General features: G+C 40.0%; 12 protein-coding genes. 7 read left to right on the top strand and 5 right to left on the bottom strand.

Annotated features, from left to right (window positions below; translation table 11 throughout):
• Window positions 1-4: 4 nt before the first annotated feature.
• Genes EHQ24_RS09685 through hpt form a run of 3 tightly spaced genes read left to right on the top strand, consistent with a single transcriptional unit; the run spans window position 5 to window position 1,677 of the window.
• Window positions 5-601 carry a response regulator transcription factor gene (locus tag EHQ24_RS09685; RefSeq protein WP_135601448.1) on the top strand — a complete coding sequence of 199 codons (597 nt, stop codon included), beginning with the start codon at window positions 5-7 and terminating at the stop codon, window positions 599-601.
• Window positions 602-646: 45 nt separating this feature from the next.
• Window positions 647-1,159 carry a SixA phosphatase family protein gene (locus EHQ24_RS09690; RefSeq protein WP_135601449.1) on the top strand — a complete coding sequence of 171 codons (513 nt, stop codon included), beginning with the start codon at window positions 647-649 and terminating at the stop codon, window positions 1,157-1,159.
• Window positions 1,156-1,677 carry a hypoxanthine phosphoribosyltransferase gene (gene hpt, locus EHQ24_RS09695; protein WP_135601450.1) on the top strand — a complete coding sequence of 174 codons (522 nt, stop codon included), beginning with the start codon at window positions 1,156-1,158 and terminating at the stop codon, window positions 1,675-1,677. The genes EHQ24_RS09690 and hpt overlap by 4 nt, the downstream gene beginning before the upstream one ends.
• Before the next feature lie 271 nt (window positions 1,678-1,948).
• Here the strand turns inward: hpt and EHQ24_RS09700 are convergent, their stop codons facing one another.
• A complete protein-coding gene (locus tag EHQ24_RS09700; RefSeq protein ID WP_135601451.1) occupies window positions 1,949-2,860 on the bottom strand; it encodes a phosphate ABC transporter substrate-binding protein in 912 nt (303 codons plus the stop codon).
• Here EHQ24_RS09700 and EHQ24_RS09705 point away from each other — a divergent pair.
• On the top strand, window positions 2,859-4,346 hold the full coding sequence (locus tag EHQ24_RS09705) for an OmpA family protein (protein ID WP_135601452.1): 1,488 nt from the start codon (window positions 2,859-2,861) through the stop codon (window positions 4,344-4,346). The two genes, EHQ24_RS09700 and EHQ24_RS09705, sit on opposite strands and share 2 nt — an antisense overlap.
• A 4-nt stretch (window positions 4,347-4,350) precedes the next feature.
• Here the strand turns inward: EHQ24_RS09705 and EHQ24_RS09710 are convergent, their stop codons facing one another.
• On the bottom strand, window positions 4,351-5,619 hold the full coding sequence (locus tag EHQ24_RS09710) for a lysophospholipid acyltransferase family protein (protein WP_135601453.1): 1,269 nt from the start codon (window positions 5,617-5,619) through the stop codon (window positions 4,351-4,353).
• A gap of 47 nt (window positions 5,620-5,666) precedes the next feature.
• Window positions 5,667-8,081, bottom strand: a complete 2,415-nt coding sequence (locus EHQ24_RS09715) for a sulfatase family protein (RefSeq protein ID WP_135602429.1) — start codon at window positions 8,079-8,081, stop codon at window positions 5,667-5,669.
• 11 nt (window positions 8,082-8,092) lie between these two features.
• Here EHQ24_RS09715 and EHQ24_RS09720 point away from each other — a divergent pair, with 11 nt between their 5' ends.
• Genes EHQ24_RS09720 through EHQ24_RS09730 form a run of 3 tightly spaced genes read left to right on the top strand, consistent with a single transcriptional unit; the run spans window position 8,093 to window position 9,846 of the window.
• A complete protein-coding gene (locus EHQ24_RS09720; RefSeq protein WP_135601454.1) occupies window positions 8,093-8,959 on the top strand; it encodes an alpha/beta hydrolase in 867 nt (288 codons plus the stop codon).
• Window positions 8,960-8,973: 14 nt separating this feature from the next.
• A complete protein-coding gene (locus tag EHQ24_RS09725) occupies window positions 8,974-9,411 on the top strand; it encodes an FAS1-like dehydratase domain-containing protein (protein WP_002988441.1) in 438 nt (145 codons plus the stop codon).
• A 15-nt stretch (window positions 9,412-9,426) separates the two neighbouring features.
• A complete protein-coding gene (locus EHQ24_RS09730; RefSeq protein WP_100743941.1) occupies window positions 9,427-9,846 on the top strand; it encodes a MaoC/PaaZ C-terminal domain-containing protein in 420 nt (139 codons plus the stop codon).
• 277 nt (window positions 9,847-10,123) lie between these two features.
• Here the strand turns inward: EHQ24_RS09730 and EHQ24_RS09735 are convergent, their stop codons facing one another.
• Together EHQ24_RS09735 and EHQ24_RS09740 are read right to left on the bottom strand one after the other, a co-directional pair.
• Window positions 10,124-10,801, bottom strand: a complete 678-nt coding sequence (locus EHQ24_RS09735) for a M15 family metallopeptidase (protein WP_135601455.1) — start codon at window positions 10,799-10,801, stop codon at window positions 10,124-10,126.
• Window positions 10,802-11,036: 235 nt separating this feature from the next.
• Entirely contained in the window at window positions 11,037-14,285 is a 3,249-nt protein-coding gene (locus EHQ24_RS09740) for an efflux RND transporter permease subunit (protein ID WP_135601456.1), read from the bottom strand.
• Between the last annotated feature and the right edge of the window lie 125 nt (window positions 14,286-14,410).

The raw sequence follows: 14,410 nt of genomic DNA on the forward strand, positions 1-14,410 counted from the left end.
GGCTGTGGAATCCGTTAAAATTGCCATCTTAGAAGATCATTCCGTTGTCACTGAAGGAATCATATCTATCCTGAAATCCAATCCTTTCTTTTCTCTTGCCGGAGAATTTCGAACTGCTGCTGATTTGTTTCATTTTTTGGAATCTAATCCCATCCATGTTTTGGTTCTGGACATCGACTTACCGGATCGGAATGGCATCGACGTTTTACGTGAAATTAAAGAAAAACACCAACCCACAAAAGTCATCATCTTTTCTTTGCATGGAAGCCGAGTCTACGTAGAAGATGCCCTCAAAGCCAAGGCTGATGGGTATATGTTAAAATCAGATCCCATCTCCAAATTGCCAGAAGTCATTGATCTTGTGATGAAAGGTGGCTCTTTTGTATCCGATGGAGTGAGTAAAGTACAACTTCCTTTCTCCGCATTCCAAATGGAAATCTTGAATTTACTTGTGCAAGGTTTGTCTCAAAACGAAGTAGCAGATCGAATTCAAAAATCGAGAAAAACAGTAGAATACCATCTCAACCAAATGCGGACAAAATTCTCTTGTAAAAACAACAACGAACTCATTTCCAAATACGAAAAAGAAATACAAAAATAGTCGTTTCGTGATTTCCTAGTCATTTGTTTCGACTAAACTAATGGTATGAAACATATTTATTTACTTCGTCATGCCAAATCAGAATGGGATGAACCTTATGATTCTGATTTGGAACGTTCTCTATCCAGACGCGGAAAGGAACAATCCAAAGCCTTACGCGAATACTTAAAAGAAAGTCGATTTGAATTTGACCAATGTTTGGTTTCACCCGCCGAACGAACGCAAAAAACCTATGCCTTCCTACGCAAAGAAATCCTTCGTTTTCCCAAACCGGATTTACGAGAAGCCATCTACGATGCGGACAAGGAAGATCTTTTGTTTTTACTCCATGGCCTTTCTCCTTCCGTACGTTCTGTTTGTCTTGTGGGCCACAATCCTGGGTTGGAAGAACTTGGATCTGCCTTACTTTTTGGAGAATCCTCTCACACAAAATTTCAGAAATTTCCTACGGCCTCATTTCTCGGCTTGAGTTTTCCACAAGATTCATGGAAAGATCTTGTCTGGGGCAGTTGCCAATTGGCAGTTTTTTGGATCCCTGGACAAATAGGCAAAGAATGAAACCTTTATATTCAGAAGAAAGAATCCACCAACGTGTAGAAGAACTAGCGAGAGAAATTTCTCGTGATTTCCTAAGCAAAGATTTAGTTGTGATTGGAATCCTCAACGGTGGATTTATCTTCACAGCTGACCTTTGCCGTAGCATTGCCATCCCACACGAAGTAGACTTTATGGCCGCCTCTTCTTATGGAGACACAACCACTTCTGGAGATTTAAAAATCACTAAAGAGCTCAAACACTCAGTCAAAAATAAATCTGTATTGCTTGTGGAAGACATTGTAGATACAGGAAAAACTTTAGAATACTTACTCGAAGAAGTGGGAAAACAAAATCCCAAAGACTTGAAAGTCGCTACCCTCTTCTGGAAAAAATCAAAAGCAAACCCACATATCCCTGTCGATTATCCAGGATTTATCATCGAGGATGATTTTCTTGTAGGTTATGGTTTGGACTACCAAGGCCGGTATCGTAACTTACCTTATGTGGCGAAATTGGAAGGGATGGATTCAAATTCTTAATTAAGGAAAATCATTTGTGGAATATCCTTCAACCAACTGGGCCAACTAAACTACACATCGCTGACCAACAAAATAATCAAATCTTAGTGTATTAAAAAGCTGAGTATCCGTTTTTATTTTCCAGGCGCCTCGCATTGGTTAGTGGAACCAAATCCAATCATAAACCGACCGGGCTCCTCCGGGGTGCGCTTACGCTCCCGTCCCCAGCCATCTAACGATGGCAGGTGACCAAGCCCTTCGGGTCCCTGGCGCGGGGGTTAGGTTAATTATCCTACTTCACCGGCTCCGCCGAAACTTCCACTTCTGGCAAAGATGCTCTTAAATATCCCGATTGTAAAACGGCCACTTGCCCTTGTTCGCTGGTAAGGAAAGTAACAAAGGCATCAATTTTATCACCTTGATCGGTTTTATAAATGATAAATAATTCGCGAGCTAGTTTGTATTTACGATCATAAACATTTCTGATGGAAGGAGAAATATAAGGATCTTTGTTAGTTTTTGCATAATCCAAAGTTTTTAGTTTGTCTTTGTTTTCCACAATGGCAGATCCCATTCCCATATAACCAATGCTATTTTGATTTTCTTGGATGAATTTTGACATTTCCGCATTGTCTTTTACGATTTTAGCGTCTTTTGAGAATACATTGGATTTGTATTCATTGAACTCATTTAAACCCAAATCCTTTCGTTTGAGGATATGGTTTTGGAAATAATCTTGAGTTCCCGATTTATCGTTACGAATGACAATCGAAATGGGAGCATCGACACCACCCACTTCTTTCCAGTTTTTAATTTTGCCGGAAAAGATATCGGAGGTTTGGCTTAAGTTAAGTTTGGTTACAGTATTCTTTGGATTTACAACAAGTGCGACACCGTCGTAAGCCAGTCTTACTTTTTCTAAATTTCCTGTTTTACGAAGGTCATCAAATTCAGCTTGGTTTAAGTCACGCGAAGAAACTGCCATATCAATTTCCCCTTTTCGCAAACGGTCAATCCCTGATTCGGATCCACCGCCTTCGACTGTTACACGAGCATTTGAATTTACCTTTTCATATTCGGTCCCTAAATACCGCATCATACTGTTCATAGTTTCAGAACCAGCCACTTTTAGGGTTTGTTTGTCCTTACAAGCGACAAAATTAATTGTAATCAAAATGTAAAAAAGCAGAGAAAGGTTTTTCATGGTAATTCAGGTAAAGCCAAAAATCAATCCTTCGTCAATCGCAAAAACCGCTAGTTTTTTCTCTTTCTCCTCTCAGTTTTTCAAAAAATACCCCGATCTTTTCAATGTGAAGACAATCCGACGACTCGTATTTTGTTTTGTCATTTTTCTCCCTTTTGTGACCTCAACTGCAAAAGAAACAGGGAAAACCACCTTCCAGTGGAAATGGAAAGAAAACCAAGTTTTAGAACTGAATGAATACCATGATGTATTTTTCCGCGTAGGAACTAAAACGGTGGAAAGAGAAGATAAAAACAGAGTGGTGATGAAACCTAAAAAATGTTCATCTGATTCTTGTTTGGTGAATGCATTTTTTGATACATACATTCGGTATGGAAAAACATCTGGCCCTTTTTGGAAGGACAAAGAGTTTTTATCTGACTTCACTCTCTTTCGTAATGGTAAGTATGAAGTTCCAAACGAATTCATTATGCCAAACCTGAGAAGTTTTCCCAGTTTTCCCGACACTCCAGTTTCTGTTTCTGATATTTGGAAATTACCTGCAGAAGAGTCTTTCGATTTCAGTGCAGAACGTATCCGTGTCAAAGTCCTTCCTGAATATACCTTCCAAGGCATTCATCCTTGGTCAGAAGGAAACTACAAAGGAAATTGTGAAAAGATCACTTACACCTATCCCATCTTTTATACCAAACCAGAAGGTGAAAAAATGGTACCAAACGTACCATACAAAATTTTTGGTTTTGCTTCGGGAACAGTTTTCTTTAATGCAAGCAGAGGTGTTCCTGAATTCAAAGAAGTTAAATTATCTTATACATTTATATATCCCAATGGAACCGTTCAGGAAGCAAACTTTCATATCAAAGGAATTTATTTCCTCCGCAACCAAGTAAACGCTAAAGACAAAGAAACAATTCGGGAAGATATTTTGGAAGATTTGATTGTCGGCTACTCGGGAGTTCCAAATAATGCGAAGTTAGGTGATCATAACAGAGTTCCGACCAATGGAAAAGAACCGAATGGGGAAAACATAGGACGAATCACAGATACAGGCGAAGTACCGACACCTGATAAAAATACTGCGCCAGAAAACCAAGATGTCCAAGGGAAACTTCCTATCACAGTACGAACTTCGGAAGATGGAATTGTGTTTTCATTAGATTCTATTCTTTTTGATTTTAATGATAGCAAACTGAAACCCGATGCAGAAACCGCGGTCGCAAAAATTGCGGAAATTTTAAAAAAATATCCTGATCGGGAGATTCGAGTTTCTGGTCATACAGACAATATCGGAAAAAAAGAATACAATCAAAAACTATCCGAAGACAGAGCCAAGTCCGTACTTCATTCGTTAGTTGATAACTACAAAATGGATGAAAAACATATATCTTTCAAAGGATACGCTGACGATGTTCCGATGGTTCCCAATGATACAGAAGAAAACCGACACAAAAACCGCCGCGTAGAAATTACTTTAGTTTTGGACTAAAGGATCAACCGATTTGTAAATCAAGTCCCACAGAATAAGGTGGGACGATAGGCTCGCTAATCTTTTTCCCTCGTTCCATAAGGACTTCCATTTCTTTCCGAATCTCCCCGAGTAAACTTTGGATGGCTTCTTTTTTGTTCGACTGGTAAGTTTGGTAGTATGGTGCCAAGGAAAAGGCAGGTGCCACAACCACATGGGCAACCCTTGCTCTTGCTTCTGTTTTTCCAAAAATATGTTTTTCAAAACTACAAATCCATTCCATCAAACGTTCCGCTGACGGCCATTGGATTAAGTTTTTGGGTTTGGTGATGATAAAGGCGTAAGCTGTGTCCACAAGCTGTTTGGCACGACGGATATTTTGATCAGTAAGGTTTTTTGGTGTAGAAGAAAGTGGAGCCCCTGCAGCCAAACTATCCAATGACATAAAAAGAATTCGAATTTTTTGGATGGCATTGTCCGATTCATGAAACTTCACATTTAAAATGGAAGCCGCCAAATTGAGAGCCGTATGCCTTGCCCTACCCAACCGGTAATCAAAATCCTTTCCATCGGTTTCCGCCCTTGGAATTCCTAGTTCAAATTCGGTTTCTTCCAACATCACGCGACCAACGGTTAAAAACCTACGGAGTAAGGTTCTTCCACCTGGATAAAGTTTGAGTTTTCGTTCAATCCGAGAAAGAGAAGTTTCAATATCGGCAAGGATCGAATCACGGGAACCAGAAATTTTATACTTCACAAAGCTAGGTTGGATCCATAACTCTGCTTTCGGATCTTTTGTAAGAGCTGCTTCCAATCCCCAAAAAGAAACTTGGGCCACACCTGGCATAAATGATACCAAGTTATCATTTTCACCGGAGACCATCCCTTCTGGATACATCACAAGTTTGCCATCTGGTTCGGATAATATCTGTTTAGCGACCTTAATCGCATCACGATTGAGAGTTCCCGCAATGACAGAAAAAGCACCCACTCGTTTGATGATCTCTCCCACCAAACCAAAACCCCAATTAAAAATACTACGTGAGGTCATAAAATGGAATCTAGTTCCCATTTTACTGGCAACATGATAAGCAATGATGGGTTCGATTTCACTCGGTTGGTTGGATAAATACATCACCCTTTTGTTTTTGATTTCTTTGAGATGGAGTTCATCTTCTTTTGTTATTTCTACTCCATCAATATTGAAGAGGAGTTTGGAAAGAATGGGGAAACCTAAGTCCAACCCCAAGGCAAAGGGAAATTCAAAACGAGGAGGGATAAAAGAATCTTTCATACAATTGTCTTGATAAGTAAGCCAAACCCCTTTACCAATACGAGCAATTATTCGTGAATATAACCCCAAGTTTCTAATATTTTTTTTACTTCTTTGCCCATCTCTCGTTGTACTTCGGATTCTCTGGTTCCACTAAAGGCACCATCGTTATACACCCAAGGCAAATTTGAAGTAGGGAATCCTTCCGGTTGTCTTTCTGAAACAATCAAGTCTTCTAGGTGATGCATTGACCTTTGGTATTCCAATCCATACCTTCCAAAACGAACAGGAATCGTTTTTCCATTGCGGGAAAAACTAAAGTTAGCTCCCAGTTCTGGATTCACCGTTTTGAATACGACTTCTTCACCGAGGCGTTTATTTGTTGGTGTCTCTTTCGATTCCTTTTGTAAGGAAATTGTTTTTGCCGAACCGGAAATCAGTTGGATGGCATCCGAAACTTCCCAATCGTAAATGGATCCTTGGACATTAAGAGAAAGAAAATCACGACAAAGAGATTCCGAACAAGGTGGAATCAAAACACGCAAATGATTTCGTTTTAAAAAATTCTCACGACGGAAGTCGGTTCTTGCGATTTGTAAAAGTTTTTCCCCTTCTGGTAAAGGACTTAAGTTGGTTTTTTCCTCTGGGTCTTTTTTTAAATCATACAATTCTTCGGCCATGGTATGGGGTTCCCCTGCCGATGTTCGCCTAACCGTCGTAAATCCAGGATAACGACGAATGTATTTATAATTTTCTGTCCGAACCGATTCCGACATCCTCCCTTCGGTATAAATAAAACTTTCTTTGGGACAAATATTTGTTATGCGAATGCAAGAAGAATAATCAACCCCTTTGTAAGTGGATTCTTTGGGTAATAAATCTAAAAAACCAAGAATGGTGGGAGCGAGGGACAACAAGGAAGACTGGCCCGAAATTCGGATTTGCCCAGTGTTTGCATTTTTCGCAAGTTCTGATCCTAAACTCCCTTGGATGGATTTGGGGAGTTTGATAAAGTAAGGAACATTGATTTCTTCATCATAATGAGTTTCCCCATGACCAAACCTGGTTTGCATAATGAAATGATAACTATAATCATGATGGGCACTGAATAATTCCCCGTGATCGCCTGTGACAATGATCATGGTTTCATCATAGGTTCCTTGTTTTTTTAGCGCCTCCACGAGCTTGCCAATTTCCCGATCCGTATAATGCATCTCTCCCAAATATCTCTGCACCGGAGATTCATATTTGTAAAATACATCGGAAGGAACAAGGGAACGAACCACAGCCATATCCTCTGGTGGTGGAGAGTAAGAAGCATGAGGAGTGTTCAAATTGAAATGTAGAAAGTAAGGTTTGTCTTTGTATTCGGAAACAAATTGGATCGCCTTGTTTGTGAGAACCTCTGTGTCTACAATGTCCATTCCCACTTGGAAAGAATTATGAAATCCCAAATCCAAACCAACCGTAGTGTAATCCAAAAAGAAAACATTATTCATAATCGTTTGGGTAAAGTAACCCGCTTCACGAAAGGTTTTGGCTAAGTTGTCACGTTTTTTTCCATAATAAACTTTTCTCTGGTAGGGTTTTGTGGAAAACCAAGAATTCCCCAAACCGAGGTTAGATGAATATTCCGAATGAAAAAATGACATCATCGAAGGTTTGGTCCAGTTCCCATTGGCAAAAGGATTTTCAAAAAACACCGATTCCTTTGCCATCCGGTCCATCACGGGTGTAACAGAATGAGGATACCCATAAGATCCAAAAAAATCCTTCCTTGCCGAATCAATGACAATGAGAATCACAGATTTTGGTTGTCCGACTCCATTTTTTCCGGATGGACTCTCATCCACTGGATATAACAAAGGTTCACCGACAAAAAGATAACTGTCTCCACTTTCCCAAACAAATCTGAGTGATCCCGATTCTCCAATTTCCAAAATTTCTTTTTTGGAAGTCCATCTCTCCTTTTCTGATCCAGAGCGATCCCATTCCTTTAAAAGTATATCACCTGAATAAATTTTGAATTTTCCAGAAATTTGAGTTTGAAATTCTTTTTCGCCTAACAAACCCACTAGCGAAGAAAACTCGTAACTCCCTTTTGAAACTTTAAATTCATACTCCTGGCCCGGGGGAAAAAAAAGAGAATCCAGGGAATGGTTTAAAAATATCTCTTTGTCTGTATTGAATGTGATTTGTGTATTTTCCCATTTGCGAGAGAGGGGAAGGTTACTTTGGCGACCGGGATTTTTTTTCCAATGGTAGGGTAAGGGATCTTTGGAAATCGAGATTTTGGATTTGGCATTTCGTAATTCCAAAACCAAATCCACCGGGAAACGTCTTTCCGATTTGTTCAAACAGCTGAGGAGACAAAAACAGATCGTAAGGGCGAAAGGAACGGTCGCTCGCATATGGAACCAGTTTGGAAAACTCGTTTCCGACGAACAGGAAAAGTTCTTTCTTTTTAGGTTTCTATCATTCATCATTGACATCTATGAGTAATTGGGAACAAGCCTACTCCCGTGAGGAGTCTACCTTTCAAAACAAAGACGGCGGATCGATTTATTACCAAGTCTATCGTCCAAAATCGGGAGTCAAACGTGTACTCGTTGTCCACCACGGAATTGGGGAACACGGTGGTCGATACAAGTTTTTGTTAGAAGCAATGGCAGAACGCAATTACGCCATTTACCTCATCGATGCCAGAGGTCATGGAAAATCCGATGGACGTCGCGGTGTCATCACTCACTTCTCTGATTTTTTTGCTGACCTCAAAGAACTGATCGATATCGCCAAACGCAACGAAGGTGTCAGTAAGGTAACTTTACTTGGTCACTCTATGGGGGCTGCTGTTACCTTTCTTTACACAGCAACAGACAATTATCAAAATGATTTAGATGCTTACATTTGTAGTGCCCTTCCCATCAAAGTCAAAACAGACCTAGTGATGGACATCAAAAAAGGTGCCGGTGGATTTTTAGCAAAACTAGCACCCACTCTGACTGTTCCCACAGGACTCGATGTCAAAATGATTTCTCATGACAAGTCTATAGTAGATGAGTATGTAAAAGACCCATTAGTCCACGGAAACGTAGGAGCTTATCTTGGTGATTATTTACTTAACTGTTATGGTCTCGCATTGGAATCGGCTACCAAAATCAATGTACCAATTTATATGTTCCATGGAAAGGATGACCAAATCGCCCTTGTCCAAGGAACTTTGGATGCCTTTGAAAAGGTAAATTCCAAAGACAAAACAATGAAAATTTATGACGGATTGTACCACGAAACCATGAACGAACTCCCACAAGACAGAGCTATCGTCTTCAAAGATTTAGTTGCTTGGATCGACAAACACTAAGGAGATAAATGCCAATGGCAATAACCAAAGATATAGTTGGAAAAAAACTAGATCGTTTTGATTTCACAGTGGAACGAGGAAAGATCAAAGAATTCTGCCTCGCCATCAACGAAAAAAACCCAATCTATTTTGACGTAGAAGAAGCAAAAAAAGCTGGATACTCTGATGTTCCTGCTCCACCGACTTTCCCTACAGTCATTATGTTTTGGGGATACCCAAAGATTTGGAACGATATGGCCGAACTCGGCATCGATCTATCCAAAATCCTTCACTTAAAAGAAGAATATACGTACCACAAAATTCTGTATCCGGGCAAAGTGTACGCACAGTCCGAAATTGCCGATGTAAAATCGGGAAGAGCAGAAATCGTAACATTCAGAACAACCATCTATGATGAAAAAAATGATCCTATTCTCTCTGCTGAGATGGCGATCTTCATACGTAAGGATTAATACAGGAGGCTAACAATGGCAAAAATCGAATTTGATAAAGTAGAAGTTGGTCAGTCCCTTCCATCCCTCGACATCCCAGTCATCGAACATGCAAATTTAGTTCGTTATGCGGGAGCATCTGGAGATTTTAACCCCATCCACAACGATCCTGATTTCGCAAGGAAAGCAGGCCTTGATGGAACCATCTCTCATGGTATGTATGTTATGGCACAAGTAGGAAGACTTTGTACTTCTTGGGCAGAACAAAAAGACATCGCATACTTTGGTGTGACTTTCAAAGCCATGACGAAACTCGGCGAAAAACTAACCATCGTTGGAACCATCAAAAAGAAATTTGAAAAAGATGGTAAAAAAACTGTGACTGTACTGGTAGAAGCAAAAAACGAAGCGGGCGAAGTAAAAGCCGGTGGAGATTTAGTCGTCAACGCAGTATAATTTACAATTCACAATTTGATTTCTTTCTGATTTGTTAATACAGAATCAAAACGGAATCAAAAACTTTGAAAGCATCGGGGGAAACTTCGGTGCTTTTTTATTTTCTAAATATAATTTTCCATTTTTCTCAGGGCGCCTCGAATTCGTTAGTTGATCTAAATTTTATCCTAGTAACGACCGCGCTTTTCGTTCCAATCCTTCGGATTTCCACTCCAATCGCTGGCGCGGGAGGATTACTATCAAAAAACGAATGTTATCTGGGTAGAAATCTAAACCCCTACTCCAATTCTTCAAAAGGAATGTCCAATACTTCAAACCCAGAACAATCCAAAAAATCATAATGCCACCATTCGGTTTTGTTCACACGAAATCCATATTGACTAAGTGTACTGATTAGAATCGTTCGGTTTTTTAAAATCTCTGGATCAGAAACGGAGGCTTCGGCCCAAGCTTCCTTTCGAAAGGAGTCGTATTCCGTTGGCATGGAAAGTTCCCGTTTTGTTTTTTGATCCACAAGAGTTAAGTCAATCGCACAACCTTTGTTATGCCGTGAACCGGTTTTGGGTGAGGCCACATACCTTGTATCTCCCACAATCTCAAAAAATTTGACTGTGGCTGCATAAGGTCGATACGCATCGAATATTTTTATGGAATAGCCAAGTTGTAAAAACTCAAGGTTTGCTTTTCTTAGTGCTTCTGCGACTGGTTTTCTGGCAAAAGCTTTGGGTTCCTTATAGATAACTTGTTTGGTAAAATTATCGCGAGTTGCGTATTTGATATCCAAAGTAATGCCAGGAATTTTCTTTTCTAAGTTAATAAGTTCTTTATTGGAATTTTTTTGTATCGATCGTTCGTAGGCCTTCCGATCTAGAACATTGAGTTTATTTTCTGTAGATTGGGAAACCAAAGATAAAAAAGGAAATCCCAAACAAATGGCAATCGTGATGATTTTCATAACTTAGAAAATAATTTTCGTAATATTTATACAATCTTCAAGATTTTTTATAGAAATTTCAGGTTAGATTGTACTGATACGCGCACCCCGGACAGAAGGAGCGCCCTCGTCGACTGATGGCCGGAGATGGTGCCCAAAGTTTCAGAATGATTTTGTGGATGATGATCTGAATACAAAAAACCCCACATAAAGTGGGGTTTGTAAAAAGAATTTTCTAAATGAAATTTCTATGTTTTTATTTTGCGTCTGGGTTTGGTGAATGTCTTCTGATGAAATTGTTTAATCTTTCAATATAAGAGAAGGCAGCGGGAACCACAACCAGAGTGAGTAACGTTGATGAAATGACACCACCGATGAGAGCCCAACCCATACTTGTTCTTTGTTTTGATGCTTCGTTCAAACCAATGGCAATCGGTAAAAATCCGGCAACTAACGCGAATGAGGTCATAAGGATCGGACGAAGTCTTTCTCGGCCCGCTTCAATGATCGCTTCTTTCATCTCAGTTCCTTGTTGGATCAACTGGTTTGTAAAGTCCACAAGTAGAATTGAGTTTTTGGTAGCGACACCGATGAGCATAATCAGCGCAATCATGGAAAAGAGATTCATAGACTCGTTGGCAAGGAAGAGTGCAATGAAGGCACCACATAACGCTAGCGGTAACACCAACATGATGGCAATCGGAGTGATGAAACTTTCATAGAGTGAAGCAAGTACGATGTAGATGAATAGGATACCAAGACCCATTGCAATCGCCATCGAAGAACCTAACTCTTTGAAGTTTTCCGCCTGTCCCAGATAATTGATTCTTACGGAAGATGGAAGTGGAAGTTCTGTTTCAGTGATTTTGGTTATCTCTTCAATCGCACCACCCATCCCTGGACCATCTGGAGCCATATCCGCATAAATTTCTAACGACTGGTTTCTGTTCAATCGGTTGATGGTTGCAAGTCCCGTTGTTTCTTCGGAAGTAGCAACGTTTTTAATTGGGATCATGATGTTGTTGAAGTTCGGCACATAGGATTGATAGAAACTTTCTTTTAAGTTCCTTTGGCCTTCTTTCAATCGAACCCGGATATCATATTCCACACCGTTTTGTCTATAAACAGCAGGAGTTGTTCCTTCAATCAAAGTTCTAAGTTCCATACCAATAGCAGAACCAGAAACACCTAACATTACTTCTCTGGCGCGATCAGGAATCACTCGAAATTCAGGAGATCCTGCTCTGTAACTTGTATCTACGTCGAGTAGAGCTTTTGATTTTTTTAATCTTTCTAAGAGTTTTAAACCGTATTCTTGTACTTCCTCACCTTTTTGTCCGCTCACAACAAGTACAAAAGGTCTTTGTCCTCCACCGACGTTATCAATATCTTTTACGATCGGAGTTGCATAACGGTGAGTGGTTGCTAGTTCCTTTCTTAAAATATCTTTGAATTGGCTAGTGTTGACATTTCTTTGTTTCGAAGGCACCATTTCCACAAACATAGAAGTGGTTCGGTTCGTATTGAACATCGCTACTTGTTTTGTTTCTTTGTGTGCTGAAATACTTTCATACACTTCTTTTGCAACTGTAGCCATCTTATCAACAGATGTACCTGGAGGCATGTCCAAAGTTACTTGGAACTTTCCTTGATCCTGGGCTGGTAAGAAAGTTTTTGTAACATATTTAGTAAGGTAAATACTAAATACGAATAAAAAGATCGCACCAGAAATAATGAGAATTGGGAAACGAAGAGTGAATTTTAAGATTTTTGCATAAAGATTTTCTAGTTTTGTTTGGAATCGGTTGAATACAGCCAAAACTTTTTCCAATCCAAGATTTAATACATTGAGAACGATACGAACAGGGGTAAAAACTAGAAACAAAATTTGAGCAACTTTTCCTCGTTCGGCGGGAATCGAAACGTAATTCAGTTCTTCTTCTTTGGATTTTTTCTTCGATTTGGAAGTAGTTGGTTCACCATGAGAATGTCCTCCTCCGTGACCACCGCCATGACCCGCAACAGCTCCACCAAAATAAGCAGATAACATAGGCGCAATGGTAAGGGCGTCATAAAGGGAGATGAGTAAGGCAAAACAAATTGTAAGTCCAAATTCTCTTAAGAACTGCCCAACAACCCCACTGATAAACGCGATCGGCATAAACACTGCGATGACAGCCATTGTTGTTGCAATGACGGCAAGAGTTACTTCTTTGGTTCCGTCAATGGATGCCTGCCTTGCGGTTTTTCCCATTTCTCTATGGCGGAAAATATTTTCCCGAACCACAATCGCATCATCGATGAGAAGTCCAACTGCCAAACTGAGTGCGAGTAGTGTCATTACATTGACTGTAAATCCAGCAATCGCCATCAAAATAAAGGCACCGAGTAGCGAGTTTGGAAGCGCAAGGCCAGTGATCAGAGTGGAACGAACACTACCAAGAAATAACAAAACTACGATGATGGTGAGTGCAATCCCAATAAAGATTGTTTCATTTACATCATAGATATTGTCTTCGATAGCAGTGGAGTTGTCGTTTGCAATGGCAAGGAAAAGAGAACCATCTCTTCTTGATAAATCTTTATTGATATCAGCTGCCCTTTTTTTAATCGCCTTGGCAACGGCAACCGTGTTTGCTCCCGATTGTTTATATACAAGAAGAAAGACCGCCTTTTTCCCGTTAAAGTAGGCACGGGAAGCTTCATCTTCCATTGTATCTTTTACTTCTCCCAACTGACCTATTTTAATCGGTACTTCGTTTCCAAAAAGAGAAAGTGGTGTGTCACGAATTTCATCAGGGGATTTGAACTCATTGATGGTTCTATATACTAATTCGTTGTCGGAGCGGCTTACTTTTCCTGCTGGGATGTTGGTTCCACCAGAAGCCAAACGATTGGAAACCATAGAAGCAGAAATCATATGGGATTTTAATTTGTCCCGATCCAATTCTACATGGATTTCTCTTTTTCGTCCGCCATAGATGGTGATGTTTCCCACGTCTTGTGTTGTGAGTAATATCTGTTTGATCTCTTCGTTTGCAATATCGTAAATTTGTGCTTCAGGAAGATCAGCTCTTAATGCTAAGATAATAATGGGTTGGTCTGCAGGGTCAATCCTTCTAATAATAGGTTCTTTCGCATCATCGGGTAACTTCGGTTTTACTGCTGAAATTTTATCGCGGACCTGTTGTTCTGCATATTTCACGTCTGTTTCCATTGTGAATTCAACAACCACAGTCCCCAAACTTTCGTTACAGATGGACTTGATTCGCTTCACACCAGAAATCGTAGACAATTCGTCTTCGACTGGTTTTGCAATCAGTGTTTCGATTTCGTTTGGTGCCGCTCCGGGATAAGGAACCGTAACAGTCACTACTGGAATTGTAATATTGGGGAATAAGTCGACTCCCAATTTGTTTAAGGACAGATAACCTGTAATCAAAATCAAAACGATTGTACAGGTAATGAAAATGGGTCGTTTTATCGAAAGCTCAGCAAAGCTCATCTTATTCTCCAGGGGTCTAAAAACATAATTTTCCCCAGTCCTCGGCAAGGCAAATAAAAATAAAAACTGACCAGATGGTCAACTTTAAACATCTAACAGGCTGGTTCTTTTATGAGACTGATTGT

Source organism: Leptospira noumeaensis, from assembly GCF_004770765.1.
Classification (GTDB): Bacteria; Spirochaetota; Leptospiria; order Leptospirales; family Leptospiraceae; genus Leptospira_A; species Leptospira_A noumeaensis.

Excerpts from the sequence above, each read along its gene's own strand:
- EHQ24_RS09690 (WP_135601449.1), top strand. The coding sequence starts at position 647 with ATGAAACATATTTATTTACTTCGTCATGCCAAATCAGAATGGGATGAA.
- hpt (WP_135601450.1), top strand. The coding sequence starts at position 1,156 with ATGAAACCTTTATATTCAGAAGAAAGAATCCACCAACGTGTAGAAGAA.
- EHQ24_RS09705 (WP_135601452.1), top strand. The coding sequence starts at position 2,859 with ATGGTAATTCAGGTAAAGCCAAAAATCAATCCTTCGTCAATCGCAAAA.
- EHQ24_RS09700 (WP_135601451.1), bottom strand. The coding sequence starts at position 2,860 with ATGAAAAACCTTTCTCTGCTTTTTTACATTTTGATTACAATTAATTTT.
- EHQ24_RS09710 (WP_135601453.1), bottom strand. The coding sequence starts at position 5,619 with ATGAAAGATTCTTTTATCCCTCCTCGTTTTGAATTTCCCTTTGCCTTG.
- EHQ24_RS09715 (WP_135602429.1), bottom strand. The coding sequence starts at position 8,081 with ATGAATGATAGAAACCTAAAAAGAAAGAACTTTTCCTGTTCGTCGGAA.
- EHQ24_RS09720 (WP_135601454.1), top strand. The coding sequence starts at position 8,093 with ATGAGTAATTGGGAACAAGCCTACTCCCGTGAGGAGTCTACCTTTCAA.
- EHQ24_RS09725 (WP_002988441.1), top strand. The coding sequence starts at position 8,974 with ATGGCAATAACCAAAGATATAGTTGGAAAAAAACTAGATCGTTTTGAT.
- EHQ24_RS09730 (WP_100743941.1), top strand. The coding sequence starts at position 9,427 with ATGGCAAAAATCGAATTTGATAAAGTAGAAGTTGGTCAGTCCCTTCCA.
- EHQ24_RS09735 (WP_135601455.1), bottom strand. The coding sequence starts at position 10,801 with ATGAAAATCATCACGATTGCCATTTGTTTGGGATTTCCTTTTTTATCT.
- EHQ24_RS09740 (WP_135601456.1), bottom strand. The coding sequence starts at position 14,285 with ATGAGCTTTGCTGAGCTTTCGATAAAACGACCCATTTTCATTACCTGT.